Source organism: Streptomyces sp. NPDC058240, assembly GCF_042882135.1.
Taxonomy (GTDB): Bacteria; Actinomycetota; Actinomycetes; order Streptomycetales; family Streptomycetaceae; genus Streptomyces.
In genome coordinates this window covers 33759-59633 of record NZ_JBHVWT010000018.1, presented here as the reverse complement: position 1 = coordinate 59633, position 25875 = coordinate 33759, and the positions used below count along the sequence as shown (strand labels likewise).

Below are 25875 nucleotides of genomic sequence, written 5' to 3'. Positions count from 1 at the left end.
GGGTCAGGCCGGGCCCTGCCCTGACGACAGCCGTGCATCGCGCCGCCCCGCAACCGTCTATCGCGGCGGTCCACCCGTGGCGGCGGGCAGCGGCTGAGGCGGACGAGGGCCGCCGTACTCGCCGCTGGGACGCATCCGCAGGGGCCGCTCCCCGTACTCCTCCAGGGCATGGGCGATCCAGCCGGCCGTGCGGGACACCGCGAACACCGTCTCTCCGGCCTCCGCCGACATGCCGCAGGAGACCGAGAGCACGGCGAGCGCCAGGTCGACATTGGCGTGCAGAGGAGCGTGCCGGGCCATCGTGGTGACCACGTCGCGTGCCGCGGCGAGCGCCCCGGCCGACTCCGGCACCCGGTCGAGCAGGGCGAACAGCGCCCGCGCCCGCGGGTCCTCGGAGGTGTAGAGACGGTGGCCGAGTCCGGGCACCCTGCGTCCGGTGCGGAGGTGGTCCGCGACCACCGGGGCCGCGGACCCCCGCTCCAGGACCTCGGTCAGCATCCGGTGCGCCAGGCCGCTCGCCGCCCCGTGCAGCGGGCCCTCCAGGACTCCGAGGCCCGCCGAGACCACCGCGTACGGATGGGCGTGGGCGGATGCGGCGACCCTGGCGGCCAGTGTCGACGCCGCGAGGTCGTGGTCGATCAGCAGGGCGAGTGCGGCGTCCAGCGCGGCGACCGACGGCTCGTCGGCCAGCCGCGGGGTGAGCTTCGACCACAGCTGCCGGGCCAGTCCGGGGCCGCCCGCGTCCGAGGGTCCCGCGGTTCCCTCGGCTGCCGACGGTGTGTCCGCGGCCAGGGGCAGTGCACCGACCAGGGTCGGAACGAGGCTCCGCGCGGCGGCGAGCACCGCCTCGCGCGAGAGGTCGAAGCGGAGCGGATCGGCCGTCGCCGCGGCGACCACCGCCACGCGCAACCGGTCCGTCGAGCCACTGTGCGCGGGCAGCGCGTCGACCGCCCGGCGCGCCGCGGCCAGCGCCTCGGCCGGTGCCGTGAAGCGGACGCCGGGCCGCAGCTCGCCGGTCCAGAGCCACTCGGCGACCTCCTCGTAGTCGTACCGCAGGGCCAGCTCGGTCGCGTCGACGCCACGGAAGTAGTAGCGGTCGCCCTCGATCAGCGTGATGCCGGTACGGAAGACCAGATCACCGGTGGCGGGGGAGGGGGCCTTGCGGCCCGTGCGCCGGGCCAGCGCGTCGACCTCCGCGGCGTCGAACGTACTGCCGCGTCCGCCCGGAGCGCGCCTGCTGCTCAGCTGGCCACGACTGACGTACGCGTACACCGTCTCGGGCTTCACCCCGAGACGCTCGGCCGCCTCCCGGGTGCTGAGCCGCTGCGGAGCCGTCGCCTCCGGACCGTCGCCGGGCGTTGCTTGATCCTTCATGCCGCCAACCGTATCCATATTGATTCAATCAATGTTGACAGGATTGAATCAATCATAGATGGTCGAAATCAATATCGATGAGACCCGCCGGGACGCTCACGGAGGAAGAGATGCCGACCATGACCAGCGGAACCCCGCTCGACGTACCCCGAGGCCTCGCAGGCGTCGTCGTCACGGACACGGCCCTCGGGGACGTCCGAGGACGCGAGGGCTTCTACCACTACCGGCAGTACTCGGCGATCGAACTGGCACGGACCCGCAGCTTCGAGGACGTCTGGTACCTGATGTCCGAAGGCACGCTGCCCGACGCCCCGGCCCGTGCCGAATTCGCCGCCCGTACCGCCTCCCTGCGCCGGCTGCCCGCCGAGGTGCGCGAGGCGCTGCCCGCCATAGCGCGGGCGGGAGCCGTCTCCGGGCCCCTGGCCGGTCTGCGCACCGCCCTCTCGCTCCTCGGCGCCTCCGCCGGCTTCCGGCCGGTGTACGACATCGACGCCGACCGGCGCCGCGCCGACGCACTGGCCGCCTGCGCCGCCGTCCCCACCGTGCTCACCGCCCTGCACCGGCTCGGTCAGGGGCTCGAACCGGTCGAGCCGCGCGACGACCTGCCCCATGCGGCCGACTACCTCTACATGCTCACCGGCTCCGTACCGGACGCCGCGCGGGTCAGGGCCGTGGAGCAGTACCTGATCTCCACCATCGACCACGGCTTCAACGCCTCGACGTTCACCGCCCGCGTCGTCGCCTCCACGGGCGCCGACACGGCGGCCTGCCTGGTGGCGGCCGTCGGCGCGCTCTCCGGACCGCTGCACGGCGGAGCGCCCAGCCGGGCGCTCGACACCCTGGACGCCATCGGTACCCCCGACCGCATCGACGGCTGGATCCGCGAACGAGTGCTCGCCGGCGAACGGATCATGGGCTTCGGACACCCCGTCTACCGCACCGAGGACCCCCGCTCACGGATGCTGCGGAGCATCGCCCAGGGCTTCGGCGGCCCGCTCGTCGACTTCGCCGTCGAGGTCGAGCGCCAGGTCGAGGCGATCCTCGCCGAGCTCAAACCGGGCCGGGAGCTGCACACCAACGTGGAGTTCTACGCCGGGGTCGTCATGGAGCTGTGCGGGCTGCCGCGCGAGATGTTCACACCGACCTTCTGCGCGGCGAGGGTGGTCGGCTGGAGCGCCAATATCCTGGAGCAGGCGGAGGACTCGAAGATCATCCGCCCGGCGGCCCGTTACGTCGGGACGCCCGCGCCGCAGCCGGTCCCCATGCCCTGAGGTCCCCGAGAGAGGTCCCCGTTGAACCCGTCGTCCCCGCCCCGCAAGCAGCAGATCCCGGTCATCGTCCTTGCGGGGTTCCTGGGATCGGGCAAGACGACGCTGCTCAACCACCTCCTCCGCAACCGTGCGGGGAACCGGATCGGCGTGATCGTCAACGACTTCGGCGCCATCGAGATCGACGCGATGACGGTCTCGGGACAGGTCGGCTCCACGGTCTCGCTGGGCAACGGCTGCCTGTGCTGCGCGGTCGACGCGAGCGAACTCGACACCTTCCTGGAGACGCTGACCGGGCCCGCCGCCCGTCTCGACGTGATCGTCATCGAGGCCAGCGGACTGGCCGAGCCGCAGGAACTCGTGCGCATGCTCCTGGCCAGCGACAATCCGCACATCGTGTACGGGGGACTGGTGGAGGTCGTCGACGCCGCCGAGTTCGATGCCACCCGGGAGCGCCACCCGGAGATCGACCGCCACCTCGCCGTCGCCGACCTCGTCGTGCTGAACAAGACCGACCGGGTCGGGAGCGAGGAACAGACCCGCATCCGGGACGCCGTCGCCGCGGCAGGCGCACCCGCCGGCGGCGCGGCAGCCGTCATCTGTGCCACGTACGGACGCGTCGACCCCGAGCTGCTCTTCGACCCGGCACTGCTGCCGGACAGCGAGGAGAAGGCGCGTCAGCTCACCTTCGAGGATCTGCTCCTGGCGGAGCGGGCCGGGGAGGAGGGCGGCGCCGGGCACGCGCACCACCTCCACGCCGCGTACGACAGCGTGTCCTTCACCGCGGACGTCCCCATGAGCCCCCGCCGCCTGATGGAGTTCCTCGACTCCCGGCCGCAGGGCCTCTACCGGATCAAGGGGTTCGTCGACTTCGGCGTGGGCGACCGGGCGAACAAGTACGCCCTGCACGCGGTCGGCAGGTTCCTGCGGTTCGACCCGCAGCCCTGGAAGCGCGACGAACCGCGCCGGACCCAGCTGGTGCTGATCGGCTCGGGCATCGCCCCGGAGGCCTTGCACAAGGAGCTGGCCGACTGCCGGGAGAGCGCCGCGCCGGGCCCGGACGCGACGCAGGACGCCGCACATGAACGGAGCATGTGGGGCGTCCTGCGGTACGTACAACGGCCCGGCGACGACGCGTAGCGCTGCGCCACGCGTCGCCCGGCCGGCCCGCTACACCGGGCCGGCGATCACCGCGACCGGCTTGGCCAGCGGCGTCCCCGAACCGTCGCGCCGGGGGTCGGGCTCGGGCAGCTCGCTCGGCGTGCCGTTCTGCTGCGCGGCGCGGGCAGGCGTCTCGCCCGCCCAGCCGAACACCAGGACGTCCTCCCCCTTGAGGAACCGCTGGCAACGCACACCACCGGTGGCCCGGCCCTTGCGCGGGTACTGGTCGAACGGGGTGAGCTTGCACGTCAGCACCGAGTCGTCCAGCGTGCCGTGCGAGCCCGCGACCGTGAACACCACCGCGTCCGCCGCCGGATCCACCGCGGTGAACGAGATCACCTCGGCGTCCGCCACGAGCTTGACCCCTGCCATGCCACCGGCGGGCCGGCCCTGCGGCCGCACCTGCGCCGCCGGGTAGCGCAGCAGCTGCGCGTCGGACGTGATGAAGACCAGATCCTCCTCGCCGGTCCGCAGCTCGGCGGCGCCGACGATCCGGTCACCGTCCTTGAGGGCGATGACCTCCAGCTCGTCCTTGTTGGCCGGGTAGTCCGGCACCACCCGCTTGACGACCCCCTGAAGGGTGCCGATCGCCAGGCCGGGGGAGGCCTCGTCGAGCGTGGTGAGGCAGATGACGGACTCGTCGTTCTCCAGGGTGAGGAACTCGGCGACCATCGCCCCGCCCGACAGACTGGGCGCCGCGTGGGTGTCCGGCAACTGGGGCAGATCGATCACCGAGAGCCGCAGCAGCCGGCCCGTCGACGTCACCACGCCCACGTCGCCACGGGCCGTCGCCGGCACGGCCGACACGATCACATCGTGCTTGGAACGCTTGGCGTCCTCGGCGAGAACGATCGGCTCGTCGTTGGCGGTACGGGCCAGCAGACCGGTCGAGGACAGCAGCACCCGGCACGGGTCGTCCGCGACCTCCAGCGGCACCGAGGCGACCTGCGAACCGGCCGACTCCAGCAGCACCGTACGCCGGTCGGTGCCGAACTTCTTGGCGACCGCGGCCAGTTCGGTGGAGACGAGCCTGCGCAGCTCGGTGTCCGATTCGAGGATGGCGGTCAGCTCGTCGATCTCGCTGTTGAGCCGGTCCCGCTCGCTCTCCAGCTCGATCCGGTCGAACCGGGTCAGCCGACGCAGCGGGGTGTCCAGGATGTACTGCGTCTGGGTCTCGCTCAGCGAGAAGTGCTCGATGAGCCGCTCCTTCGCCTGCGCCGAATTGTCACTGGACCGGATGATCCGGATGACCTCGTCGATGTCGATCAGCGCGACGAGCAGGCCCTCGACCAGATGCAGCCGGTCGCGGCGCTTGCTCCGGCGGAACTCGCTGCGCCGGCGCACCACGTCGAAGCGGTGGTCGAGATAGACCTCCAGGAGCTCCTTGAGCCCCAGCGTGAGCGGCTGTCCGTCGACCAGCGCCACGTTGTTGATGCCGAAGGACTCCTCCATCGGCGTCAGTTTGTAGAGCTGCTCCAGCACGGCTTCCGGCACGAAGCCGTTCTTCACCTCGATGACCAGGCGCAGGCCGTGCTCGCGGTCGGTCAGGTCCTTCACGTCCGCGATGCCCTGGAGCTTCTTCGCCGAGACCAGATCCTTGATCTTGGCGATCACCTTCTCCGGGCCGACGGAGAAGGGCAGTTCGGTGACGACCAGGCCCTTGCGGCGGGCCGTCACATTCTCCACCGAGACGGTCGCACGGATCTTGAACGTGCCGCGCCCGCGGGCGTACGCGTCCTTGATGCCGCCCAGGCCCACGATCCGGCCACCGGTGGGCAGATCGGGACCCGGCACGAACCGCATCAAGGTCTCCAGGTCGGCGCCCGGATGCTTGATCAGATGGCGGGCGGCGGCGATGACCTCGCCCAGGTTGTGCGGCGGCATGTTGGTCGCCATGCCGACCGCGATCCCGGACGACCCGTTGACCAGGAGGTTCGGGTACGCGGCGGGGAGAACGGTCGGCTCCGTCTCCTGGCCGTCGTAATTCGACTGGAAAGCGACGGTGTCCTCGTCGATCGACTCCGTCATCAGTGACGTCGCGTCGGCCATCCGGCACTCGGTGTACCGCATGGCGGCAGGCGGGTCGTCGTTTCCGAGCGAGCCGAAGTTGCCGTGGCCGTCGACCAGGGGGAGCCGCATCGAGAACGGCTGCGCCAGACGGACCAGCGCGTCGTAGATCGACGCGTCCCCGTGCGGGTGCAACTTACCCATGACCTCGCCGACGACGCGGGCACACTTCACGAAGCCGCGATCGGGGCGCAGGCCCATCTCGTTCATCTGGTAGACGATGCGGCGGTGCACCGGCTTCATGCCGTCACGGGCGTCGGGCAGGGCCCGTGAGTAGATCACCGAGTACGCGTACTCGAGGAAGGAGCCCTGCATTTCGTCGACGACGTCGATGTCGAGGATCTTCTCCTCGAAGTCGTCCGGCGGCGGGGTCTTCGTGCTGCGGCGGGCCATCGCTGCTGCGACTCCTTCACGGATTCTGTTCGGGCAACCTCAGGTTCTGACGCGGACCATTGTGGACCGCCGCACTGACATCGCCGACCTCGACCCGTCCCAAGAGGCGTTCCAGACCCCGGTCGGGTCGGTTTTTCGACCCGTCGCGCGGGGGATGCGCCCCTCTTTCACGCGAACTTCCGCAGTATGGGAACTTCGCCAGGTGTCCGTGCGCTTGCTTAAAGTGGCAGGTCTCGCAGGAAATCCAGTATCGCGATCGAAGGGACGTACATGCCCATGGGTCACACGGCCACCGCTCAGGCCGGCTCCGGCGGCTTGACAGCGACCGAGCACCGCCTGGCCAACGGCCTGCGCGTGGTGCTCTCCGAGGACCATCTGACCCCGGTCGCCGCGGTCTGCCTCTGGTACGACGTCGGTTCGCGCCACGAGGTCCAGGGGCGCACCGGTCTGGCTCACCTCTTCGAGCACCTGATGTTCCAGGGATCCGGCCAGGTCAAGGGGAACGGCCACTTCGAGCTGGTGCAGGGGGCCGGCGGTTCGCTCAACGGGACCACCAGCTTCGAGCGCACCAACTACTTCGAGACCATGCCCACGCACCAGCTTGAGCTGGCCCTGTGGCTCGAGGCCGACCGCATGGGCTCGCTGCTCGCCGCGCTCGACGAAGAGTCCATGGAGAACCAGCGCGACGTCGTCAAGAACGAACGCCGCCAGCGCTACGACAACGTCCCGTACGGCACGGCATTCGAGAAGCTCACGGCGCTGGCCTACCCCGAGGGCCACCCGTACCACCACACCCCGATCGGCTCGATGGCCGACCTGGACGCCGCGACCCTCGAGGACGCCCGCACCTTCTTCCGTACGTACTACGCGCCCAACAACGCGGTGCTCTCGGTCGTCGGCGACATCGACCCCGAGCAGACCCTCGCCTGGATCGAGAAGTACTTCGGCTCCATCCCGTCCCACGACGGCAAGCAGCCGCCGCGCGACGGCGCGCTCCCCGAGATCATCGGCGAGCAGCTGCGCGAGGAGGTGCACGAGGAGGTTCCGGCGCGGGCGCTGATGGCCGCCTACCGGCTGCCGCACGACGGCACCCGCGAGTGCGACGCGGCGGACCTCGCGTTGACCGTGCTCGGCGGCGGCGAGTCGTCGCGGCTGCACAACCGCCTGGTCCGCCGTGACCGTACGGCCGTGGCGGCCGGGTTCGGGCTGCTGCGGCTGGCCGGTGCGCCGTCGCTCGGCTGGCTGGACGTCAAGACGTCCGGCGGCGTCGAGGTGCCGCAGATCGAGACCGCGGTCGACGAGGAGCTCGCCCGGTTCGCCGCCGAGGGCCCCACGGCCGAGGAAATGGAGCGCGCGCAGGCCCAGTTGGAGCGCGAATGGCTGGACCGGCTCGGCACGGTCGCCGGCCGTGCCGACGAACTGTGCCGGTTCGCCGTGCTGTTCGGCGACCCGCAGCTCGCCCTGACCGCCGTGCAGCGGGTGCTCGACGTCACCGCGGAGGAGGTCCAGGCCGCCGCCAAGGCCCAGCTGCGCCCCGACAACCGCGCGGTGCTGGTCTACGAGCCGGTCGAATCGACCGAGCCCGCGGACGCAGCGGACACCGACGAGACCGACGCCGACGACACCGACGCGCACGAAGGAGCGGACAAGTGACCGACGCTGCCGCGACTGGAGTTTCGATGCAGTACCACCCGCAGCCGGCCCCCGGCGTCGCCCGCCCCTGGGCCTTCCCCGCGCCGGAGCGCGGCGCCCTGCCCAACGGCCTCACGGTGCTGCGCTGCCACCGCCCCGGTCAGCAGGTCGTGGCGGTCGAGATCTTCCTCGACGCCCCGCTGGACGCCGAGCCCGAGGGCCTCGACGGTGTGGCCACGATCATGTCGCGGGCGCTGTCGGAGGGCACGGACAAGCACACCGCGGAGGAGTTCGCCGCCGAGCTGGAGCGCTGCGGCGCCACCCTCGACGCGCACGCCGACCACCCCGGCCTCCGCGTCTCCCTGGAGGTCCCGGCCTCCCGGCTGGCCAAGGCGCTCGCACTGGTCGCCGAGGCGCTGCGGGCGCCCGCCTTCGCCGACAGCGAGATCGAGCGGCTGGTACGCAACCGGCTCGACGAGATCCCGCACGAGCAGGCCAACCCGGCCCGGCGCGCCGCCAAGCAGCTCTCCAAGGAGCTCTTCCCGGCCGCGGCACGCATGTCGCGCCCGCGCCAGGGCACCGAGGAGACGGTGGAGCGGATCGACTCGGCTGCCGTGCGTGCCTTTTTCGACGCCCACGTCCGGCCGTCCGCGGCGACCGCCGTGGTCGTGGGCGACCTCACCGGCATCGACCTGGACGCCCTGCTCGCCGACACCCTCGGCGACTGGTCGGGAGAGGCCGCCGAGCCCCGTCCCGCCCCGCCGATCACCGCCGACGACACCGGGCGGGTGGTGATCGTCGACCGTCCGGGCGCAGTGCAGACACAGCTGCTGATCGGCCGGATCGGCGCCGACCGGCATGACAGCGTGTGGCCGGCCCAGGTGCTCGGTACGTACTGCCTGGGCGGCACACTCACCTCCCGTCTCGACCGTGTGCTGCGCGAGGAGAAGGGCTACACGTACGGCGTACGGGCCTTCGCCCAGGTGCTGCGGTCGTCGGCCCCGGACTCCGCCTCGGGCGCGACCGGGGCCGCGATGCTGGCCATCAGCGGCTCCGTGGACACGGAGTCCACCGAACCGGCGCTCAAGGACCTGTGGACGGTCCTGCGGACGCTGGCGGCCGAGGGCCTGACCGACGAGGAGCGCGAGACGGCGGTGCAGAACCTCGTGGGTGTCGCGCCCCTGAAGTTCGAGACGGCGGCCTCCGTCGCGGGCACCCTCGCCGACCAGGTGGAGCAGCACCTCCCCGACGACTACCAGGCGCAGCTGTACGCCCGGCTCGCGGAGACCGGCACGGTCGAGGCGACGGCGGCGGTCGTCAGCGCCTTCCCGGGTGACCGGCTGGTCACGATCCTCGTCGGCGACGCGGCACGGATCGAGGAGCCCGTCCGGGCTCTGGGCATCGGAGAAGTGTCGGTGGTCACCGGCTGACGACCGCCCGCCGGACGGCCGACCCGGTGGTCACCGGCTGCCGGATCGGCCGCCCCGCCGTGGCCGCCCTGTCGGACGGCCAGTCCGGCTATCCGGTATATCGCCACATATCGAGACAAAGGGAAGGCTCTGGCGAGCAAGTTCTCGCCGGAGCCTTCCCTTTTGTCCGTTCTGATGGGGAGGTTGCCTGTCTGCCCTGTGGGATGCGCTACAAAACGTCCTGTCCGTTTGGTGAATGAAAGCGACCCCGCTTAGCGTCGGCTCGGCTGTCCGTCACTCGTATGCCGCATCCGCGACGTACCGGACAGTCATCGCCGAGTCCCCGTCAGGCGCGAGCCTGGGGAGCCGGGGACCCACGTAGTCCCTGGGGTGAATCGGATGCCTGAGCCTCGATGGGGCCGGGGCGTCCGTAGGAGACCTTCCTGCTCCGAACCCGTCAGCTAACCCGGTAGGCGAGAAGGAAGGAAAGGATCAGCCACTTCATGGCGTTCACCCGTGCCACCGGGAAGCACCGTGCCCCGAGTCGACTGACGCGCAGGAGCGCGAAGGTCGTCGGCGTCGCGGCTCTGGCCACCACCGGCGTCATCGGCGGCATGGCCGCTCCGGCCCTCGCCGCCGACTCCGAGGCCCTCTCCGCGAGCGACACCGGCCTCAACCAGGTCATCGCCATCGACAAGACCCTCGCCGACCGGATCGACGCTCAGGCCGACGCGCAGCAGCACCAGGCCGACGTCGCGGCGAAGGCGAAGGCGGAGGCCCAGCGGAAGGCCGAGGCCAAGAAGAAGGCCGAGGCCGAGGCCGACGCGAAGCGCGCCGCCGAGGCCCGTGCCGAGAAGGCACGCGCCGCCCGGTCCGCCGAGCGCACCCGGCTGGGCTCCTTCCAGCTCCCGGTCGCCGGTTCGTACGTCACCACCGGTTACAAGTCCAGCGGCTCGCTCTGGTCCTCCGGCAGCCACTCGGGCATCGACTTCCACGCCGCGTCCGGCAGCTCCGTCGTCGCCGTCGGCGCCGGTACGGTCGTCGAGGCCGGCTGGGGCGGCGCGTACGGCAACAACATCGTGCTCCGGATGACGGACGGCACGTACACGCAGTACGGCCACCTCTCCTCGATCGGCGTCTCCGTCGGCCAGAGCGTCGGCGCGGGCCAGCAGATCGGCCTCTCCGGCTCGACCGGCAACTCCACCGGGCCGCACCTCCACTTCGAGGCCCGGACGACGCCGTCGTACGGCTCCGACATGGACCCGGTCGCGTATCTGCGCGCCCACGGCGTCAGCGTCTGACCGACGCCCCACCGCAGCACCTCGTCGAAGGCCCCGGCAGCATGCCGGGGCCTTCGGCATGCCCGCCGTGTGCCCGCGGACGCCGACCGTCCGTCGAACCGCCCCGTGGCCAAAAGATATTCATGAATTTCTGCCCGGCGTCGGAAATGCGACCGCATTGCAATAGAGTCGCAGAACAGGCGTCGGCCGACCGCGTTTCGCGGGGATTAAGGCGGAGGTTCGGACATGCGCATTCCGGCGCATTCGGTATGTACGGCAATCCGTGACGACATCGTCTCCGGTGTCTTCGAACGCGGCAGCCGTCTCACGGAGGAGTTGCTGGCACGCCGTTACGGGGTCTCCCGTGTCCCGGTACGGGAAGCGCTGCGCACTTTGGAGTCCGAGGGCTTCGTGGTCACCCGCCGGCACGCGGGTGCCTGCGTCGCCGAGCCCACCGAGCTGGAGGCGGCCGACCTGTTGGAGGCCCGGATGCTGCTGGAGCCGCTGGGCGCCGCACGCGCCGCGCAACGCCGCACCGAGGCGCACCTCAAGGTGCTGCGCGGTCTCGTGCGGCTCGGCCAGGACCGGGCCAGGCGGGGCGAGAGCGGGGATCTGCGCTCGCTGGGCGGCTGGTTCCACGAGACGCTGGCGCAGGCCTCCGGCAGCCCCGGCCTGATCGCGCTGCTCACCCAGCTGCGACACAAGATCGCCTGGATGTACGCGGTCGAGCAGCCGGCCAGGCCGGTGGATTCCTGGGCCGAGCACGGTGCCATCGTGGACGCGGTGGCGCGCGGCGACGCGGAACGGGCCAGGGCGCTGGCCGCCCATCACGCGGAACGGGCCGCCGCCGCGCACCGGCTGCGCCGGACCGACCGGCCGGGCCGGCGGCCCGCCGCTCCCCGCACTGGGCGCGTGAGGACCTCGCAACATTCCGTAAACACCGCAGGCGTCCGGCATTAACAATTACGCCGTATACAAAGAGGCGTGATTTCGCGGGGCCATTTCGTCCTGCCTGAAATTGGCGTGCCGGAATTTCGTGTGCTCCCCCCGGACGGTCCGTTCCGGGAAAACGAAAGAGCCGCGGCTCCGGTTCAGGGTGCCGCGGCTCTCTCGGGGAAATCGTTTCAGACGGTCTCCGGGAGCTCCTCGAGTCCCTCGGTGACCAGCTTCGCAAGACGGTCCAGGGCGGCTTCGGAGTCATCGGCCTCGGAGGCGAGCACGATCTCCTCGCCACCCTGCGCGCCGAGACCGAGGACCGCGAGCATGGAGGCGGCGTTCACCGGGTTGCCGTCGGCCTTGGAGATCGTCACGGGGACGCCGGAAGCCGTGGCGGCACGGACGAAGATGGAAGCGGGGCGGGCGTGCAGGCCCTCGGCCCAACCGACGTTGACGCGGCGCTCAGCCATGGTTCTGCCCTTCACGAATCAAAAGTTGTCTAGACCAGTCTCTCACGCGGTGCGCAGTGCTCCGGCCGACCCGGGGAACGCCCGCAACGCCTGGTGAACCGCCGATCGGCCCTCTCAGACTGCCCCGGCCCCGAGACCTACGCGACTGCTGGCGGAGCCGTAGTCTTTGCCCATGCAGCCCGCGCCGGAGCAGAGTCCGCATCACGCCTATCCCGACCACTGGGAAGCGGACGTGGTGCTCCGCGACGGAGGCACCGCGCGCATCAGGCCCATCACCACGGACGATGCCGAACGGCTGGTCAGCTTTTACGAGCAGGTCTCCGACGAGTCGAAGTACTACCGGTTCTTCGCCCCGTACCCCCGGCTGTCCGACCGGGACGTGCACCGCTTCACCCATCACGACTACGTCGACCGGGTGGGACTCGCCGTCACGGTCGGCGGCGAGTTCATCGCGACCGTCCGCTACGACCGGATCGACGAGCGCGGCAGGCCCGCCTCCGCACCCGCCGACGAGGCCGAGGTCGCCTTCCTCGTCCAGGACGCGCACCAGGGCCGGGGCGTCGCCTCGGCGCTCCTCGAACACATCGCGGCCGTTGCCCGCGAGCGTGGCATCCGCCGCTTCGCCGCCGAGGTGCTGCCCGCCAACAACAAGATGATCAAGGTGTTCCGGGATGCCGGATACACCCAGCAGCGCAGCTTCGAGGACGGCTCCGTCCATCTCACCCTGGACCTCGAACCGACCGCCGAGTCCCTCGCCGTCCAGCGCGGCCGTGAGCAGCGGGCGGAGGCGCGGTCCGTGCAACGCCTGCTGGCCCCCGGCTCCGTCGCCGTCATCGGTGTCGGCCGGACCCCCGGCGGTGTCGGCCGCACGGTCCTGCGCAACCTCCTCGGGGCCGGCTTCACCGGACGTACGTACGCCGTGAACCGCGCCTTCGGCGCCGACCGGGCCACGGTCGACGGCGTCCCCGCCCACCGCTCGATCGGCGAGATCGGCGAACCGGTCGACCTCGCGGTCGTCGCCGTCCCCGCCGACCGGGTTCCGGAAGCCGTCGCGGACTGCGGCGAGCACGGAGTCCAGGGTCTGGTCGTCCTCTCCGCCGGATACGCCGAATGGGGCGCCGAGGGCCGGGAACGGCAGCGTGAACTGGTCCGCCAGGCCCGCTCGTACGGAATGCGGATCATCGGCCCGAACGCCTTCGGCCTCATCAACAACGCGGAAACGGTTCGGCTGAACGCTTCGCTCGCCCCCGAGCCGCCCGCCCCCGGGCGCATCGGCCTCTTCACCCAGTCCGGAGCGATCGGCATCGCGCTGCTCTCCGGGCTCTACCGGCGCGGCGCGGGCCTGTCCACCTTCATCTCCGCGGGCAACCGCGCCGACATCTCGGGCAACGACTTCCTCCAGTACTGGTACGAGGACCCCGACACCGATGTCGCGCTGCTGTACCTCGAATCGCTCGGCAACCCCCGCAAGTTCACCCGCCTCGCGCGGCGCACCGCGGCGGTGAAGCCGGTGGTCGTGGTGAAGGGCGCCCGGCACAGCGGCTCCACTCCGCCGGGCCACGCGGTGCCGATCAGCCGGATCCCGGACGCGACGGTCTCGGCGCTCATGCGGCAGGCGGGCGTGATCCGGGTCGACACGGTGACGGAGATGGTCGACGCGGGTCTCCTCCTCGCCGATCAGCCGCTGCCGGCCGGCCCCCGGGTCGCGATCCTCGGCAACTCCGAATCGCTCGGCCTCCTCACGTACGACGCCTGCCTCGCCGAGGGGCTGCGCCCGCGCCCGCCCCTCGACCTCACCACCGCCGCCACCCCGCAGGACTTCAGGAACGCCCTGGCCGAGGCCCTCGCCGACGACGGCTGCGACTCGGTGGTCGTGACGGCGATCCCGTGGGTGGGCGAGGACGGCGAGGCGGAAGCGGGCGACGGAGAGGTGCTCGCGGCCGCGCTCCACACGGCCGCCGACGCGGGTCCGGCCAAGCCGGTGGCCGTCGTGCATGTCGAGATCGGCGGGCTGGCGGAGGCCCTCGCCGCGGCCACCAGCACGGTCGCGCAGCCGCGCCCCTCGGCGCAGCCCTCCTCGGCCCCGGCCGCGCCCCCCACACGCACCGGAGCCGCCAATCCGGCCGACCCCGGCCCGGCGCCCGCCTCCCCCGGATCCGCAGCCCCCCTCGCGGGCGACGGCGCCCCGGGCACCCGCATTGGCCGGATCCCCGCCTATCCCGCAGCCGAACGGGCGGTGCGGGCCCTGGCCGAGGCGGTGCGGTACGCGCAGTGGCGACGCCAGGCCGCCGTGCCCGGCAAGGTGCCCGAGTTCCTCGACGACACCATCGACGAGCCGGGCGCCGCCGAGCTCATCGACACCCTCCTCGGCCCCGACCCCGACCCGCGGGGCCGGCCGCTCGCACACGAGGAGGCCCGCGAACTCCTGGGCCGCTACGGCATCACCGTACGGCCGACGCTCCCGGCGCCCGACCCGGACGCCGCCGTCGCCGCGGCGCAGTCGCTCGGCTACCCCGTGGCGCTCAAGACCACCGCGCCGCATCTGCGCCACCGGGCCGATCTCGGCGGCGTCCGGCTGGACCTCGCCAACGAGACCGCGCTGCGCCGGGCGTACGGCGAGCTGACCGACCTGCTCGGCAAGCCCGCCGAACTCCAGCCCGTCGTCCAGGCCATGGCGCCGCGCGGCGTCGACACCGTCGTACGGGCCTCGATCGACCCGGCGGCGGGCGCCGTCCTCTCCTTCGGGCTCGCGGGCGCGCCCTCCGAACTCCTCGGCGACACCGCCCACCGCCTGGTTCCGGCCACCGACCGCGACGCCGCCGAGCTGATCCGGTCCATCCGGGCGGCCCCGGTGCTGTTCGGCTGGCGCGGCGCGGCGCCCGTGGACACGGCGTCGCTCGAAGAGCTGCTGCTACGGGTCTCCCGGCTGGTCGACGACCACCCCGAGGTGGTCTCCATCGCCCTGGAACCGGTCGTGGTCGCCACCCAGGGGCTGACCGTCCTCGGCGCGAGCGTCCGCCTCTCGCCGCCCCCGGCCCGCACCGATCTCGGCCCCCGCCGCCTCCCCAACTACTGACCCCGGCGGTGTCCGCCCCGGCCCGGACGCCGTCCCGCCCGAGGGTCCCGGTCCGCCCTGTCGCGCAACGTCCCCGGCAGTCATCCGCCCCCCGTAGGATGGTCCTCATGGCTAAGACCGGTACGACGACCCAGGGGCTGCGCGCGGCGATCGAGCGCAGTGGCTACTACCCGGCCCTCGTGGCCGAGGCGGTGGAGGCCGCCGTGGGCGGTGAGCCGGTCGCTTCGTACCTGGTGCACCAGGAGACCACGTTCGACTCCAACGAGGTGCGCCGCCACGTCACTGTCCTGGTCCTGACGGACAACCGTTTCATCGTCAGCCACACCGACGAGCAGAACGCCGACACCAGCTCCCCGACCCCGTACGCCACCACCTCCACGGAGTCGGTCAAGCTCGACCGGATCTCGTCGGTCGTGGTCAGCCGTGTCGTGGCCAACCCCGAGAAGTACGTACCGGGCACGCTGCCCCGCGAGGTCGTCCTCACCATCGGCTGGGGCGCGGTCTCCCGGATCGACCTGGAGCCGGCCGCCTGCGGCGACCCCAACTGCGAGGCCGACCACGGCTACACCGGCAACTCCACCGCCGACGACCTGAGCCTGCGGGTCAGCGAGGCCGGCGACGGCCCGGACACCGTGCGCCAGACCCTCGCCTTCGCCCAGGCGCTCTCCGAGGCCACGGCCGCGACCGCGGCGACCGGCCGCTGATGGTGCAGCAGGCCTGGCAGGAGCCCGATCTGCTCGCCGTCGGGAGCGCCCCGGTCCCGGAGTACGGCAGCGGATCGCTCGCCGACCTGCTGCCCACGCTCGTCGCCGGACAGGGCGTGCCGGGCTTCACCGCGGCGATCCCCGAACTCACCCCCGCCGACCGGAACTGCGTGTTCCTGATCGACGGCCTCGGCTGGGAGCAGATCAAGGCCCACCCCGACGAGGCACCGTTTCTGCACTCCCTGCTCCCCACCTCGCGCGGCGGCACCGGCCGGCCGATAACGGCGGGCTTCCCGGCCACCACGGCCACCTCGCTGGCCTCCGTGGGGACGGGGCTTCCGCCCGGGGAGCACGGCCTGCCCGGCTACACGGCACGCAATCCGGAGACCGGCGAGCTGATGAACCAGCTCCGCTGGAAGCCCTGGACCTCCCCGAAGGCCTGGCAGCCGTACCCCACCGTCTTCAAGCTCGCCGACACGGCGGGCGTGCGTACCGCCCAGGTTTCCGCCCCCTCCTTCGAGCAGACCCCGCTCACCAAAGTCGCGCTCAGCGGCGGCTCGTTCCTGGGCCGGCTGTCCGGCGAGGAACGGATGGACACCGCCGCCGAACGGCTTGCCGCGGGCGACCGGTCGCTCGTCTACACGTACTACAGCGAGGTCGACGGCAAGGGGCATCGCTTCGGTGTCGACTCCGACGCCTGGCGCGGACAGCTGATGTACGTGGACGGACTGGCACGGCGCCTGGCCGAACAGCTCCCGCCCCGCTCGGCGCTGTACATCACCGCCGACCACGGCATGATCGACATCCCGTTCGACGAGCAGTCCCGGATCGACTTCGACGAGGACTGGGAGCTGCGCGCGGGCGTCGCCCTGCTCGGCGGCGAGGGCCGGGCCCGCCATGTGTACGCCGTCCCGGGAGCCGAGAACGATGTGCTGACCGTCTGGCAGGAAGTGCTCGGCGAGCAGTTCTGGGTAGCGAGCAGGGACGAGGCGATCGCGGCCGGCTGGTTCGGCCCGAAGATCGACGAACGCGTGCACGGCAGGATCGGCGACGTCGTCGCGGCGGCCCACGACGACGTGGTGATCACCGCCTCCGTCAATGAGCCGCACGAGTCCGCGATGGTCGGCATGCACGGCTCGATGACCCCCGTCGAGCAGCTCGTCCCGCTCCTCGAAGTACGCTCGTAACCGCGTTTTTCCGCCAACAGTCGCTTCCCCGCCCGAAAGGTGCTCAGTTCCTCATGCCCGAGCTTGTGTTCTTCTCCGGAACGATGGACTGCGGAAAGAGCACGCTGGCGCTGCAGATCGGCCACAACCGTTCGGCACGCGGCCTGCAAGGCGTGATCTTCACCCGTGACGACCGGGCGGGGGAGGGCAAGCTCTCCTCGCGTCTGGGACTGGTCACCGAGGCCGTCGAGGCCGATGAGGGCATGGATCTGTACGCCCATCTCGTCGACCGGATAAGCCGGGGCGGCCGGGCGGACTACGTGATCGTGGACGAGGCGCAGTTCCTGGCTCCCGTCCAGATCGACCAGCTCGCACGCATCGTCGACGACCTCGACATGGACGTCTTCGCGTTCGGCATCACCACCGACTTCCGGACCAAGCTGTTCCCCGGATCCCAGCGTCTGATCGAGCTCGCCGACCGGGTCGAGACGCTCCAGGTCGAAGCGCTCTGCTGGTGCGGCGCACGGGCCACGCACAACGCCCGGACGGTCGGCGGCGAGATGGTCGTCGAGGGCGCCCAGGTGGTCGTGGGAGACGTCAACCAGCAGGCGGGCGAGGTCGGTTACGAGGTGCTGTGCCGGCGCCACCACCAGCGCAGGACGACCAGCGCGAGCGCCCGTGCGGGCGCGCTGTCGCCGGACGTGCTGCCCGTCACCTCCGTCTGAACCCGCCCCGTCGGCGCCCCCGCGAGGCTGCTTAGGATGACGCTGTGAACACGGTGAGCGGGGAAGGGACCGGGTCCGGACCGGGCCCGCTGGGCAAGGTGCAGCCCAGGCAGCTGATCGTGACCGTCTACGGGCTGTACGCACGTGACACCGACGGCTGGATGTCGGTGGCCTCGCTGATCCAGCTGCTCGCCGACCTCGACGTCGAGGCACCGACCGTACGCTCCTGCGTGTCCCGGCTGAAGCGGGCCGGACTGCTGGAGGCCCAGTCGGTGTCCGGAGCGGCCGGATACCGGATCTCACCCGAGACCGAGCGGATACTGCGCGACGGCGATCCGCGCATCTTCGCGGCCCGGCGGGCCACCGTGGACGAGGGCTGGGTGCTGGTCGTCTTCTCGGTGCCCGAGTCCGAACGCGCCAAGCGGCACACCCTGCGCACCCAGCTCACCCGGCTCGGCTTCGGTTCCGTGTCGGCCGGGGTGTGGATCGCTCCGGGACATGTGCACGACGAGGCGGAGTCCATGCTGGCCAGGCACGGACTGCGCTCGTACGCCGATCTCTTCCGGGCCGACTACCTGTCGGCCGGCGGGGGCGACGAAGACGAACTCGCCGCGAAGGTCCGCTCCTGGTGGGACACCGCCCGGCTCCAGCGGCTGTACGTCGAATTCCTCGCCGCGCACCGTCCGGTGGCCGAGCGGATCGCGAACGGCACCGCAGTGACGGACCGCCAGGCGTTCACGGCGTACACCGGGGTCCTCACCGACTGGCGCCGGCTCGTCTATCTCGATCCCGGTGTCGCGCGTGAACTGCTGCCCGGCGAATGGAGCGGAACGCACGCCTCCGAGCTCTTCGACGAGATGCACGCCCGGCTGGCCGGCCCCGCCCACCGGCATGTCGAACGGGTCCGGGCGCGCTGACGTTCCCCGCTGCCGGACCGCTCAGCGAGGGTCCGACCGGACGATCGTGAACACCGCGCCCTCCGGGTCCGCCACGGTCGCCACCCGGCCGCTCGACGCCTCCCGGGGCGGCTGCAGAATGTATCCGCCGAGCTCCACCACGCGCCGGGCCGCCTCGTCGGTGTCGGTGACCTCGAAGTACGTCATCCAGTGCGGACCGCGGTCGCGCGGCAGGGCGTGGCCGACGCCGTGCAGCGAGGCCACCGGGCGGCCCGCCAGATGCAGGGTCTGATAGTCGAAGTCGGCCGAGACGACCGCCTCCGCCTCGTAGCCGAAAACCGTCTGGTAGAACTTGCAGACCGTCGCGGTCTCGCGGGTCACCAGCTCGTTCCAGACCGGTGTGCCGGGAGCCCCGGCGAGCGCCGTGCCGACATGCGCGGCGGCCTGCCAGACCCCGAAGACCGCACCGCTGGGGTCGGAGGCGAGGGCGAGCCGGCCCGCCTCGCCCGCGTCGAGCGGCCCCACGGCGACCGTGCCGCCGCAGGACCGGATGGTCTCCGCCGTGAGATCTGCGTCGTCGGTGGCCAGATAGGTCGTCCAGGCGACCGGCAGGTGCCGGTCGGGCGGCAGCTGTCCGATGCCCGCCACCACTTTCCCGTCGATCAGCGCCCGGACGTACGGACCCAGCTGGTCCGGACCCGGCACGAATTCCCAGCCGAACAGATCGGCGTAGAAGTCCTGGGTCGCGCTCAGGCCGTGCACGATCAGACTCACCCAGCAAGGTGTTCCGGGCGTACGCGGAGCGGCAGCCTCGGTCATCGTCACTCTCTCCTCGGACCATCGGGGTGGCCGTACGGGGGGAACGGGGCCGACGTGCCGTCATGCGGTACGGGATGTGTACGCCCCGTGCAGATATTTGCACCACCCGGCGCACGAAGTGCTCCGGCCGCGCCGCACTTTCCGGGATCTCGACCATGGGAGACCGGTTTAGTGTGGTATGTCCGTTGCGACGGTGCTACGGGTGGGATGGCTCCTGCGCGAGGATGGCACCCATGAAGCCCATCATCACCGCATCCGAATACGCGAGCGAGTCGGCGGGGCCACGTCCGCCGGTGCTCCTCGACGTACGTTGGCAACTGGGTGGCCCGCACGGGCGACCCGACTACGAGACCGGGCACATTCCCGGTGCGGTCTTTGTCGATCTGGACGCGGAACTCGCAGGTCCGGCAGGTAGCGGCGGCCGTCACCCACTGCCCGATCCGGAGGTGTTCGGGGCGGTGATGCGCCGGGCCGGCGTCTCCCGGGAAACCCCGGTGGTCGTGTACGACGGTGGCCTGGGCTGGGCGGCCGCGCGCGCCTGGTGGCTGCTGCGCTGGACGGGGCACCCGGACGTCCGGGTCCTGGACGGTGGTCTCGCCGCCTGGCCGGGTGAACTCCAGAAGGAGGATCCGGCCCCGGCCGAGGGTGACTTCCGGCCCGTTCCCGGTGCGCTGGCTGTGCTGGACGCGGACGGGGCGTCGGCGCTGGCCCGCTCCGGTCTGCTGCTCGACGCCCGTGCCGCCGAGCGCTACCGGGGCGATGTGGAGCCGATCGACCGGGTGGGCGGCCACATCCCGGGCGCCGTCTCGGCCCCGACCTCCGAGAACACGGGTGACGACGGCCGGTTCCTGGCCGCGGAGGTGCTGGCGGAGCGCTTCAGGGGGCTCGGCACCGACCGGGCGGCTGAGATCGGCGTCTACTGCGGCTCCGGGGTCTCCGGCGCCCATGAAGTGCTGGCCCTGGCCGTCGCCGGCATCCCCGCGGCGCTGTACGCGGGATCCTGGTCCGAGTGGTCCGGCGACAAGTCCCGCCCGGTCGCCACGGGGCCCGAACCCCAGTAACGGAACGCGCGCCGGCCGCACCGACCGGCATTGCGGCCCCCGGACCCGTAAGCGCGAGGCGCGGCGGACGCACACGGCACGAGGGCCCGCACGCAGTGGCGTACGGGCCCTCTTCATGCCGTGGTCACCCCGCTCAGTCCTGTTTCTTGCGGCGTGTGCCGAAGACGATCTCGTCCCAGGTCGGTACGGCGGCCCGGCGGCCCGGCCGGACGCCGTCCGCCTCGGCCTGGCGGTCCGTCGTACCGGTCAGCCGGTCGCGATGACCGGCCACCGCCCGCGGCATCAGCACATCCGCATAGGCGGAACCGGCGCCCGCGGAGGCTGCTGCGGCCGGCGGTTCGTCGGCCTCCGGCTCCTGCGCGGCGGGCTCGATCGCGGGCGGCTCGGGCGGAGCCGGCCGCTCCGGCACCACCATGTCGCCACGGAAACTCGGCACCGCCTCCAGCAGGCTGGTCAGCGAGTCGCGCTCACCGGCCGAGGCGGACGCGATGTGCTCCTCGGGCTCGGGCGGGGGCGGCGGGGCCGTGGGCCGTTCCATCTGGCGGTCCAGGGCGCGGTCCAGCGGCCGGTCGCGCGGCAGCCGGGCGATCCGGGGCACGAACGGGAAGCTCGGCTCGGGCGCGGCGACATCGTCGGTCTCGCCGATCAGCGAACGCGCCTCGTCGTCCACGGCCTGGACGAGCCGGCGCGGCGCGTCGTACGTCCAGCTCGCCGAGTGCGGCTCGCCCGCGACGCGGTAGACCAGCAGGACTTCCCAGGTGCCGTCGTCCCGGCGCCAGGAATCCCACTGGACGGTCTCCTTGTCGGCGCCGCGCAGCAGCAGCCGCTCCTGTACCGCCTCGCCGAGCTGGGGGCCGGTGTTCTCGCCGGGACGGCGCACGGGAGTCTTCCGGGCCCGCTCGGCCATGAAGGCGCGCTCCGCGAGCACGGGGCCCTCGAAGCGGCGGACACGGTCGACGGGGATCCCGGCGAACTGGGCGACCTCCTCCGCGGAGGCACCGGCTCGTATCCGCGCCTGGATGTCGCGGGGGCGGAGGTGGCTCTCCACCTCGATCTCGATCTGGCCGAGCCGCGCGCGGTCGTTGCGCACGGCGGCTCGCAGCCGCTCGTCGATGGGAAGCGTGTACTCCGTGCTGTCCGCAGCCTTGAGCACCAGTCGTGTGCCGTCGTTGGAGACGGCCACGACACGCAGTTCGGGCATGGGGACCTCCCGGGTGGTGCCTGCCGACGTCACGTGCGTCGCTGCTTCCGCTAGTCGAGTGTGGCCTGCCCGGGTGCAGCCTGCCACAACATTGCCGTGTTGCCCGGCGTGTCGGGCGTGAGCCCTTGATCGCCGGTATGACACGGTGACCTATTCTGCAACAGAAAGTGACTGTTGGTCACCTCATGTAGCCAGTCCCCGTGCGATGCCGTGGCGCCGCCGGATCGAGTGCCTCCTTCGGCCCCCTCCCGAAGATCCCGGACACCCACACGGGAGTCCGGCCCCAGGGCTCGCCACAGTACTCCATTCGGGCCACGAGGGTGGACCGCCGCGCCGCCGAAGTTCTCGTGAGGTGCGGGAGTTGAGTCGCCCGGCCCGGGGTGGTGCGCCCCTCGCGCGTGTCCTGCTTCACAGAATCCCCGGAAGCGGAACCAATCACTTCGCTCAAATGTCCCTTCCTGTTGCATGGTGGGAGAGATGTCAATCAAGGGCTGGAAATGGTACAGAAGCCGGAAAGTGACATAGAACCCAAGGAAAGGCGTATCGATCTGAGCCTGCCGCAGGTGGCGGGCAGTGCCGTGGCGGCGGTCGCGGCAGCGGTGGCGGCCTCCCAGCTGGGTGTGTACGGAACGATCCTCGGCGCCGGAGTGATGAGCGTCGTCGCCACCTGTGGCGGTTCGGTCTTCCAGCACTTCTTCCGGCGTACGGGGGAGCAGATCCGCGAGGTCACGGTCCAGGTGAAGCACCCGGACCGTGAGGTGACCGTGCATACGCGTGAGACGAGCGGTGCGCGTGCGGTGAAGGGGGCGCGACGGCCGCCTGCCGGAACTCCCGCCGGAGCCACGGACGCCACCACGATGATGCCCGCCGTGGACGCCACGACCGTGCTGCGCAGGGCGGACGCCGCGACCGCGCCGAGTGATGCGGCGGACGATCCGGACCGTACGCGGATGCTGCGGCCCCTCGACGCGACCCAGCTGCTCACCACGGGGCGCCCGGACCCGGACGAGGAGTTCTCCGACGCCACCACGCACGGCACCCGGATCCGCGGCTGGAAGCGGTCGGCGCTCGGGGCGGCCGTGGTCTTCGTCCTCACGATGGCCGGAATCACCACGTACGAGCTGATCTCCGGCAACGACCTGAGCGGTGGCCAGGGCACGACCGTCGGCTCCGTCGTGCGCGGCGGGGAGCGGAGTTCCGGGTCGGACGATCCGGCGCCGTCGACGAGCACCGGCCCCGGCCAGGAGCGGACGCCGGGCCAGGAGAGCGGCACGACGCCCGGTACGGACCCGCAGGGCGGCCGGAGCCAGAACCCGGACGCCGGTCAGGGCGACCACTCCTCGGCCGATCCGACGCCCGGTCCCACGCCGTCCGGCAACACCGGTGACCGTACGAGCCCGTCTCCGGCGGCCACTCCCTCCCCGTCGGCGCCCGGCGACGGCGCCACCGCCGGCACGGACCCCGCGGGCGGGGGCGCGGCCCCGGCACCGGGCGACGGCGCCACCGCCGGCACGGACACCGGGCAGTGAACGGCCCCGGCGCCCGGGGCACGTACGCCCGGGGCGCGCGGGGCTGTCGCGGGCCGGGAAGCCCTACTCGCCCAGGACCCGGCGCAGGTAGTCGTTGCCGAAGAGCCGGTCCGGGTCCAGCCGGTCGCGTACGGCGGTGAACTCGCCGAAGCGCGGGTACACCCCGGCGAGGTACTCGGCATCGCGGGTGTTGACCTTGCCCCAGTGCGGGCGCCCGCCGTGGGCGGTCATGATGCGCTCGACCGCCGTGAAGTACGCCTGGTAGGGCGTGCCCTTGTAGAGATGGACGGCGATGTACGCGCTGTCGCGGCCCGAGGCCGTGGAGAGCGCGATGTCGTCCGCGGGGGCGGTACGGACCTCCACCGGGAAGCTGACCCGCAGCGGCGAACGCTCGACCATCGCCTTCACCTCGCGCAGTGCCTCCACGGCGGCCTCGCGCGGCAGCGCGTACTCCATCTCCACGAAGCGGACCCGGCGCGGGCTGGTGAAGACCTTGTACGGGATGTCGGTGTACGTACGGGCCGACAGGGCGCGGCTGGAGAGCTTGGCGATCGACGGAATGGTGGCGGGGACCGCCCGGCCGAGCGAACAGGCCACCTGGAAGATCCCGTTGGAGAGGAGCTCGTCCTCGATCCAGCCGCTGACCTTTCCGGGCGGGGCGGCGGGGCCCGCGCTGCGGTTGTTGCGCTTGGTGTTGCAGTTCCCGGTGTGCGGGAACCAGTAGAACTCGAAGTGCTCGTTCTCGGCGACCAACTCGTCGAAGTCGCCCGTGACCCGGTCGAAGGTCATCGGCTCCTCGCGTGCCGTCAGCAGGAAGACCGGCTCCACGGCGAAGGTGATCGCCGTGATGACACCCAGCGCGCCGAGCCCGATCCGGGCGACGGCGAAGATGTCGGCGTTCTCCTTCTCCGAGCACGTCAGCACCGTGCCGTCGGCGGTGACCAGTTCGAGGGCGTGGATCTGCGCGGATATGGACGCCGAGTCACGGCCGGTGCCATGGGTGCCGGTCGAGGTGGCGCCCGCGACCGTCTGCTCCATGATGTCGCCCATGTTGGTGAGCGAGAGGCCCTCGCGGGCCAGGGCGGTGTTCAGCCGCTTCAGCGGGGTGCCGGCCTCGACGGTCACCGTCATCGCCTCGCGGTCGATGTTCCGGATGCCGGTGAGCAGGTCCGGGCGGATCAGTACGCCGTCGGTGGCCGCCGTCGCGGTGAAGGAGTGCCCGGTGCCGACCGGCTTCACCCGCAGGCCGTCCTCGGACGCCCGGCGCAGCACCTCGGCGAGCTCCGGCACGGAGGCGGGGGACACGGCCCGTACCGGACGGCCGCTGACATTCCCCGCCCAGTTACGCCACGCGTTCGTCGTCGTCCGTGCGTCGGTGTCGGTCATCTTCCGCGCGCCCTTTCTCGGGAACCGGCCCGCTGAGCCGGCGATACCCCAGGAACGCCACCGCGGCCGCGAGCGCTCCCGCCACGACGGGTACCGCGTACCCCGCCTCGGCCCCCGACGCGTCGACCGCCCAGCCGGCGGCCGAGGAGCCGAGCGCCACCCCGACGGCGAGCCCGGTGCTGGTCCAGGTCATGCCCTCGGTCAGTTCGGTGCGCGGTACGTGCTGTTCGACGAGGGCCATGGTGGTGACCATCGTCGGTGCGATGGCGAGACCCGCGACAAAGAGCGCCACGGCCAGGAACGGCAGGTTCCCGGCCAGTTGGAGGGGGATCATACTCACGGCCATCGCACACACGCCCACCAGCCACCGGGTGGATGCCTTCCCCTTGAGGTGGAGCAGGCCGAAGACCGCGCCGGCCAGGCAGGACCCCAGCGCGTACACGGCCAGCACCAGGCTCGCCGCGGCCTTGTGGCCGCGCTCCTCGGCGAAGGCCACCGTCACCACGTCGATGGACCCGAAGATCGCACCGGTGGCCACGAACGTCACCACGAGCACCTGGAGACCCCGGGAACGCAGCGCGGAGCCGCCGGTGTGCTGCCGGCGCGGATGCGGAACCGGCTCGGTGGCCCGCTGCGCGGTCAGCCAGAGGACACCGACCAGCAGGAACCCGGCGGCCAGGAGCGGCCCCGCCTCCGGGAACCAGGCGGTGGACAGACCGATCGAGATGATCGGCCCGAAGATGAAGCACACCTCGTCGACGATCGACTCCCACGAGTACGCGGTGTGCAGCTCGCGCGGCGAACCGCGGTAGATCTCCGCCCAACGGGCCCGGATCATCGAGCCCACGCTGGGGACGCATCCGGCGCCCGCCGCGAAGACGAAGAGCGTCCAGTCGGACAGCCGCTGCTGCGCGCAGATCAGGAGTCCGGCCACCGCCGCCAGCGCGACGAGGGTGGCGGGACGCAGGACGCGGCGCTGCCCGTGCCGGTCGACGAGCCTGGAGATCAGCGGCCCGAGCACCGCCGCCGACATCGCCAGCGTCGCGGAGAGCGCGCCGGCGAGTCCGTAGCGGCCGGTGAGCTGGGAAATCATGGTCACCACGCCGATGCCCATCATGGACAGCGGCATCCGGCCGAGGAATCCGGCCGCCGAGAACCCCTTGGTGCCGGGGGCGGCGAATATCGCGCGGTAGGGACTGGGCAAGGAGGGCTCCGGAACAGCGTGATCGCACACGCCTGTAATACGTGAAGGTAACCGATACAGCTTACGGTCGGGGCGATCGGTCCGACAGTGGGGTGGGCCCGGGGCAGATGTCGGTGGG

At 71.7% G+C, this 25875-nt stretch carries 20 protein-coding genes and 1 riboswitch; of the genes, 13 read left to right on the top strand and 7 right to left on the bottom strand.

The genetic code is table 11. The features are described from left to right. Positions 1–57: 57 nt before the first annotated feature. Positions 58–1374 carry a citrate/2-methylcitrate synthase gene (locus ACFVX4_RS25540; protein WP_389981167.1) on the bottom strand — a complete coding sequence of 439 codons (1317 nt, stop codon included), beginning with the start codon at positions 1372–1374 and terminating at the stop codon, positions 58–60. A gap of 110 nt (positions 1375–1484) precedes the next feature. On the opposite strand from ACFVX4_RS25540, the gene ACFVX4_RS25535 reads away from it, so the two are divergent. Beyond that, the gene (locus ACFVX4_RS25535) at positions 1485–2645 is read left to right on the top strand and encodes a citrate synthase/methylcitrate synthase (RefSeq protein ID WP_389981165.1); all 1161 of its coding nucleotides are present in this window, start codon (positions 1485–1487) and stop codon (positions 2643–2645) included. Positions 2646–2666: 21 nt separating this feature from the next. Next, the gene (locus ACFVX4_RS25530) at positions 2667–3782 is read left to right on the top strand and encodes a CobW family GTP-binding protein (RefSeq protein WP_389981163.1); all 1116 of its coding nucleotides are present in this window, start codon (positions 2667–2669) and stop codon (positions 3780–3782) included. A gap of 30 nt (positions 3783–3812) precedes the next feature. On the opposite strand, the gene ACFVX4_RS25525 is transcribed toward ACFVX4_RS25530, so the two are convergent. Further along, positions 3813–6263 (bottom strand): DNA topoisomerase (ATP-hydrolyzing) subunit A, encoded by a 2451-nt coding sequence (locus tag ACFVX4_RS25525; RefSeq protein WP_389981161.1) that lies wholly within the window; start codon positions 6261–6263, stop codon positions 3813–3815. Between the two features lie 270 nt (positions 6264–6533). On the opposite strand from ACFVX4_RS25525, the gene ACFVX4_RS25520 reads away from it, so the two are divergent. The 4 genes from ACFVX4_RS25520 (at position 6534) to ACFVX4_RS25505 (ending at position 11544) form a co-directional block, all read left to right on the top strand. Then, on the top strand, positions 6534–7916 hold the full coding sequence (locus tag ACFVX4_RS25520; RefSeq protein ID WP_389981160.1) for a M16 family metallopeptidase: 1383 nt from the start codon (positions 6534–6536) through the stop codon (positions 7914–7916). A gap of 26 nt (positions 7917–7942) precedes the next feature. After that, a complete protein-coding gene (locus tag ACFVX4_RS25515) occupies positions 7943–9325 on the top strand; it encodes a M16 family metallopeptidase (RefSeq protein ID WP_389981271.1) in 1383 nt (460 codons plus the stop codon). Positions 9326–9627: 302 nt separating this feature from the next. Continuing rightward, a riboswitch (cyclic di-AMP (ydaO/yuaA leader) is annotated at positions 9628–9795 on the top strand. Between the two features lie 12 nt (positions 9796–9807). Next, complete coding sequence (locus tag ACFVX4_RS25510) at positions 9808–10605, top strand: M23 family metallopeptidase (protein ID WP_389981158.1); 798 nt, start codon at positions 9808–9810, stop codon at positions 10603–10605. Between the two features lie 225 nt (positions 10606–10830). Beyond that, on the top strand, positions 10831–11544 hold the full coding sequence (locus tag ACFVX4_RS25505; protein WP_389981156.1) for a GntR family transcriptional regulator: 714 nt from the start codon (positions 10831–10833) through the stop codon (positions 11542–11544). Between the two features lie 164 nt (positions 11545–11708). Here the strand turns inward: ACFVX4_RS25505 and ACFVX4_RS25500 are convergent, their stop codons facing one another. Further along, positions 11709–11990: an HPr family phosphocarrier protein gene (locus tag ACFVX4_RS25500; protein ID WP_389981154.1), complete on the bottom strand. Its 282-nt coding sequence runs from the start codon at positions 11988–11990 to the stop codon at positions 11709–11711. Positions 11991–12162: 172 nt separating this feature from the next. Between ACFVX4_RS25500 and ACFVX4_RS25495 the strand changes: the two genes are divergently transcribed. The 5 genes from ACFVX4_RS25495 to ACFVX4_RS25475 all read left to right on the top strand — a co-directional run bounded on the left by ACFVX4_RS25495 (position 12163) and on the right by ACFVX4_RS25475 (position 18578). Beyond that, entirely contained in the window at positions 12163–15066 is a 2904-nt protein-coding gene (locus ACFVX4_RS25495; protein WP_389981152.1) for a GNAT family N-acetyltransferase, read from the top strand. A gap of 107 nt (positions 15067–15173) precedes the next feature. Then, positions 15174–15770 carry a DUF5998 family protein gene (locus ACFVX4_RS25490; RefSeq protein ID WP_266427777.1) on the top strand — a complete coding sequence of 199 codons (597 nt, stop codon included), beginning with the start codon at positions 15174–15176 and terminating at the stop codon, positions 15768–15770. After that, positions 15770–16957, top strand: coding sequence for an alkaline phosphatase family protein (locus ACFVX4_RS25485; RefSeq protein ID WP_389981149.1), 1188 nt, complete (start codon positions 15770–15772; stop codon positions 16955–16957). Before ACFVX4_RS25490 ends, ACFVX4_RS25485 begins: the two co-directional genes overlap by 1 nt. 53 nt (positions 16958–17010) lie before the next feature. Beyond that, on the top strand, positions 17011–17661 hold the full coding sequence (locus ACFVX4_RS25480; protein WP_266427783.1) for a thymidine kinase: 651 nt from the start codon (positions 17011–17013) through the stop codon (positions 17659–17661). Positions 17662–17705: 44 nt separating this feature from the next. Continuing rightward, positions 17706–18578, top strand: coding sequence for a PaaX family transcriptional regulator C-terminal domain-containing protein (locus tag ACFVX4_RS25475; protein ID WP_389981147.1), 873 nt, complete (start codon positions 17706–17708; stop codon positions 18576–18578). 21 nt (positions 18579–18599) lie between these two features. Here the strand turns inward: ACFVX4_RS25475 and ACFVX4_RS25470 are convergent, their stop codons facing one another. After that, positions 18600–19376, bottom strand: coding sequence for a VOC family protein (locus ACFVX4_RS25470; RefSeq protein WP_389981145.1), 777 nt, complete (start codon positions 19374–19376; stop codon positions 18600–18602). A gap of 233 nt (positions 19377–19609) precedes the next feature. Here ACFVX4_RS25470 and ACFVX4_RS25465 point away from each other — a divergent pair, with 233 nt between their 5' ends. Further along, positions 19610–20437 carry a sulfurtransferase gene (locus tag ACFVX4_RS25465; protein ID WP_389981143.1) on the top strand — a complete coding sequence of 276 codons (828 nt, stop codon included), beginning with the start codon at positions 19610–19612 and terminating at the stop codon, positions 20435–20437. Positions 20438–20570: 133 nt separating this feature from the next. On the opposite strand, the gene sepH is transcribed toward ACFVX4_RS25465, so the two are convergent. Beyond that, a complete protein-coding gene (gene sepH, locus ACFVX4_RS25460) occupies positions 20571–21638 on the bottom strand; it encodes a septation protein SepH (protein WP_389981141.1) in 1068 nt (355 codons plus the stop codon). Between the two features lie 497 nt (positions 21639–22135). Between sepH and ACFVX4_RS25455 the strand changes: the two genes are divergently transcribed. Then, positions 22136–23167 carry a hypothetical protein gene (locus tag ACFVX4_RS25455; protein WP_389981139.1) on the top strand — a complete coding sequence of 344 codons (1032 nt, stop codon included), beginning with the start codon at positions 22136–22138 and terminating at the stop codon, positions 23165–23167. A 63-nt stretch (positions 23168–23230) separates the two neighbouring features. On the opposite strand, the gene ACFVX4_RS25450 is transcribed toward ACFVX4_RS25455, so the two are convergent. Both ACFVX4_RS25450 and ACFVX4_RS25445 read right to left on the bottom strand, forming a co-directional pair. Further along, complete coding sequence (locus ACFVX4_RS25450) at positions 23231–24553, bottom strand: D-arabinono-1,4-lactone oxidase (RefSeq protein WP_389981137.1); 1323 nt, start codon at positions 24551–24553, stop codon at positions 23231–23233. Beyond that, positions 24510–25757, bottom strand: a complete 1248-nt coding sequence (locus ACFVX4_RS25445; RefSeq protein ID WP_389981135.1) for an MFS transporter — start codon at positions 25755–25757, stop codon at positions 24510–24512. Before ACFVX4_RS25445 ends, ACFVX4_RS25450 begins: the two co-directional genes overlap by 44 nt. Positions 25758–25875: the final 118 nt, after the last annotated feature.

Coding starts and splice junctions, on each gene's coding strand:
- ACFVX4_RS25540 (WP_389981167.1), bottom strand. CDS start 1,374: ATGAAGGATCAAGCAACGCCCGGCGACGGTCCGGAGGCGACGGCTCCG.
- ACFVX4_RS25535 (WP_389981165.1), top strand. CDS start 1,485: ATGCCGACCATGACCAGCGGAACCCCGCTCGACGTACCCCGAGGCCTC.
- ACFVX4_RS25525 (WP_389981161.1), bottom strand. CDS start 6,263: ATGGCCCGCCGCAGCACGAAGACCCCGCCGCCGGACGACTTCGAGGAG.
- ACFVX4_RS25520 (WP_389981160.1), top strand. CDS start 6,534: ATGCCCATGGGTCACACGGCCACCGCTCAGGCCGGCTCCGGCGGCTTG.
- ACFVX4_RS25515 (WP_389981271.1), top strand. CDS start 7,943: ATGCAGTACCACCCGCAGCCGGCCCCCGGCGTCGCCCGCCCCTGGGCC.
- ACFVX4_RS25510 (WP_389981158.1), top strand. CDS start 9,808: ATGGCGTTCACCCGTGCCACCGGGAAGCACCGTGCCCCGAGTCGACTG.
- ACFVX4_RS25505 (WP_389981156.1), top strand. CDS start 10,831: ATGCGCATTCCGGCGCATTCGGTATGTACGGCAATCCGTGACGACATC.
- ACFVX4_RS25500 (WP_389981154.1), bottom strand. CDS start 11,990: ATGGCTGAGCGCCGCGTCAACGTCGGTTGGGCCGAGGGCCTGCACGCC.
- ACFVX4_RS25495 (WP_389981152.1), top strand. CDS start 12,163: ATGCAGCCCGCGCCGGAGCAGAGTCCGCATCACGCCTATCCCGACCAC.
- ACFVX4_RS25490 (WP_266427777.1), top strand. CDS start 15,174: ATGGCTAAGACCGGTACGACGACCCAGGGGCTGCGCGCGGCGATCGAG.
- ACFVX4_RS25485 (WP_389981149.1), top strand. CDS start 15,770: ATGGTGCAGCAGGCCTGGCAGGAGCCCGATCTGCTCGCCGTCGGGAGC.
- ACFVX4_RS25480 (WP_266427783.1), top strand. CDS start 17,011: ATGCCCGAGCTTGTGTTCTTCTCCGGAACGATGGACTGCGGAAAGAGC.
- ACFVX4_RS25470 (WP_389981145.1), bottom strand. CDS start 19,376: ATGACCGAGGCTGCCGCTCCGCGTACGCCCGGAACACCTTGCTGGGTG.
- ACFVX4_RS25465 (WP_389981143.1), top strand. CDS start 19,610: ATGAAGCCCATCATCACCGCATCCGAATACGCGAGCGAGTCGGCGGGG.
- sepH (WP_389981141.1), bottom strand. CDS start 21,638: ATGCCCGAACTGCGTGTCGTGGCCGTCTCCAACGACGGCACACGACTG.
- ACFVX4_RS25455 (WP_389981139.1), top strand. CDS start 22,136: ATGGTACAGAAGCCGGAAAGTGACATAGAACCCAAGGAAAGGCGTATC.
- ACFVX4_RS25450 (WP_389981137.1), bottom strand. CDS start 24,553: ATGACCGACACCGACGCACGGACGACGACGAACGCGTGGCGTAACTGG.